The sequence below is a fragment of the Frankia sp. CcWB2 genome, from assembly GCF_977927585.1.
This window is the reverse complement of sequence record NZ_CDWRCM010000046.1, coordinates 20258-22688: the sequence shown is the minus strand read 5'-3', so window position 1 is coordinate 22688 and position 2431 is coordinate 20258. Positions and strand designations below refer to the sequence as shown.

Annotated in this window: 4 protein-coding genes; 3 read left to right on the top strand and 1 reads right to left on the bottom strand. The window is 69.8% G+C overall.

The genetic code is table 11. The annotated features are described in order from the left end of the window. From ACY45C_RS07340 to ACY45C_RS07330, 3 genes are all read left to right on the top strand, one after another. Window positions 1–856, top strand: an 856-nt coding sequence (locus tag ACY45C_RS07340) for a glycosyltransferase 87 family protein (RefSeq protein ID WP_462186881.1), incomplete at its 5' end; no start/stop codon positions are given. Window positions 857–893: 37 nt separating this feature from the next. Beyond that, window positions 894–1211 carry an AlbA family DNA-binding domain-containing protein gene (locus ACY45C_RS07335; protein ID WP_462186880.1) on the top strand — a complete coding sequence of 106 codons (318 nt, stop codon included), beginning with the start codon at window positions 894–896 and terminating at the stop codon, window positions 1209–1211. Beyond that, window positions 1159–2181, top strand: a complete 1023-nt coding sequence (locus ACY45C_RS07330; RefSeq protein ID WP_462186879.1) for an ATP-binding protein — start codon at window positions 1159–1161, stop codon at window positions 2179–2181. Before ACY45C_RS07335 ends, ACY45C_RS07330 begins: the two co-directional genes overlap by 53 nt. 3 nt (window positions 2182–2184) lie before the next feature. On the opposite strand, the gene ACY45C_RS07325 is transcribed toward ACY45C_RS07330, so the two are convergent. Continuing rightward, a complete protein-coding gene (locus ACY45C_RS07325; protein WP_462186878.1) occupies window positions 2185–2310 on the bottom strand; it encodes a hypothetical protein in 126 nt (41 codons plus the stop codon). Window positions 2311–2431: the final 121 nt, after the last annotated feature.

Below are 2431 nucleotides of genomic sequence, written 5' to 3'. Positions count from 1 at the left end.
GGCACTGGTCGGGCTGATGATGCGGATGCTGGTGGCGCGAGGCCGCGACCCGCGCCACGCGGCCTTCTATGCGTTCTCGCCGCTCGCCGGCCTGGAGATCGGTTCCGATGCGCACGTCGACGTCCTCGGGGCCGTGCTGGCGCTCAGCGCTCTGGCGGTCCTCACCGCCCGGTCCCATCCGCTGCGGACGGGGGTCGCCGGGGCGCTGCTCGGCGGCGCGGTGGCGGTGAAGCTGTACCCGGCGTTGCTGCTGCTCGCGGCGGCCCGGCGCCGGCCCGTCACGCTCGCCGGGGCCGCAGCGGGGGTGGTCGTGCTGTCCTACCTGCCGCACATCCTCACCGTCGGTACACAGGCGCTGGGCTTCCTCCCGCAGTACCTCGACGTCGAGGGCTACGGCGAGGGCAGCCGCTTCCTCCTGCTCGCCGGGCTGCTGCACCTGGACGGATCCGCGGCGAAGGCGGTAGCGGCCACCCTGCTGGCGGCGGTCACGGTCGCCGTGCTGCGGACCGATCCACAGCGGGTTCCCGTCGAACGGGCCGCGCTGTGGCTGGTCGGTGCCGCGTTCCTTGTCGCGACCCCGGTCCAGCCCTGGTACGGGGTGCTGCTGGCGGCGCTCGCCGTCATCGCCGGGCGGCTGGAATGGCTCGCCGTCGCCGCGGCCGCGCACCCCGTCTACGTCTCGCTGTTCACGGATCTGCCCGGCGACGCGTGGACCTTGCGGGTGTATTCTTACGCCGTCGGCGGTGGCGTCGTGCTCGCCGCGACCGGTCTGCGCCGGTGGACCGGCCGACGGCTGGCGGCCGCCGAGCGCGCTGCCGCACCCGCGGCCCCATCTGTCGTCGAACCCCGGTTATGACGACCGTCGGCGCCCGGCGCCGAGGTGCGGACGGATCTTGATCGGCGACTTGTTGGGCTCGGTCCGGACTCACGACCTCGCCAACCTCCGCGCCATCGGTGCGGACATCGCCGACGTCGAGGTGAAGAAGGCGCAGGGTGGGCTGCCGAAGTCGCTGCGCGAGACACTCTCGGGGTTTGCCAACACGCGAGGTGGCGTGATCGTCCTTGGGCTGGACGAAGCCCAGGGCTTCGTTGCGACCGGACTGCCTGATCCGGCGAGGCTGACAGCCAATCTCGGCTCGATGTGTTCCGAGGACCTCGATGTGTTCCGAGGACATGGAGCCTCCGCTGCGACCGCTGATCAAGATTCATGACTTTGAAGGCGTCCAGGTTCTGGTCGCCGAGGTCCCCGAGCTAGATCCCGCTCAGAAGCCCTGCTACTCGCGCGGAGCCGGCATCACCAAGGGCAGCTATGTCAGAGTAGGCGATGATGATCGTCGGCTGTCGGCCTATGAGGTCCAGGTGATGTTGTCCTCACGTGGGCAGCCCCGTGAGGACGAGCAGGCCGTCCACGGTGTTGGTCTGGATCATCTGGATGCGGCCGGTGTCGACGTGTTGATCGCCCGGCTAAGGGTCAGCAGGCCGTATGCGTTCAAGGATCTGGACCGGTTGGCGGTGCTGCGCCGTGCCAGGGTGCTCGTGCCTGGAAACGATGGCGAAGACGTGGTCTCGCTGGCAGGGCTGCTGGCGCTCGGCAGCTATCCGCAGGAGCACTTCCCGCAACTGATGGTCACCTTCGTGCACTACCCGACCGAGACCGGCGGCCGGTCCACTGAACGGTTCCTGGACAGCGTGACGTTGGAAGGCCCGGTCCCGGTCATGGTCCGCGACACGCTGGCGGCAGTCCGCCGCAACATGTCCCGCCGGGCGGTCATCGGAGGCGTGGGCCGGCAGGACGTCTGGGAGTACCCGGAGACCGCTCTGCGCGAGGCGGTCGTCAACGCGCTGGTCCACCGTGACCTTGCCGGTGGCGCCCGCGGCACCCAGGTCCAGGTCGAGATGTACCCCGACCGTCTGGTCATTCGCAATCCCGGTGGGCTGTTCGGTCCGGTCACGGTCGACAGCCTCGGCGAAGAAGGCATCTCCTCGGCCCGCAACGCCACCCTTATCAAGATTCTCGAGGACGTCCCGATCCCCGGCGAGACCCGCACCGTCTGCGAAAACCGCGGGTCGGGCATCCGCGCCATGCTCAACTCCCTGCTCGCCGCGGGCATGAGCCCGCCGGAGCGAATGGGCGACGTGACCGTGGCCGCCAAGGCCGCGAAGCGCAGCATGGCTGGATGACGACTACCGGCCGCCCCAGGTCTCCAGCCAGCGCAACGCCACCCAGTCGCCGTCGATACGCGCCGAGGCGACCAGCCCGCAGAACAGCCGGGCCGGATGCGGCGGGCACTCCGGTTCGCTCGGCCGCAACCCAGCCGCGTCATACTGGCCATCCCGCGGCCGGGGGCCGGTCCCCGGCCAGCGCCAACGTAGCGATTCGACCGGCCAATATTGCGTAAGGCTATTGCACTTCTCCGCATCCTATGGGGAC

What these genes read in the sequence shown, in the direction of transcription:
- ACY45C_RS07330 (WP_462186879.1), top strand. Translation starts at nt 1,159, where the DNA reads ATGTGTTCCGAGGACATGGAGCCTCCGCTGCGACCGCTGATCAAGATT.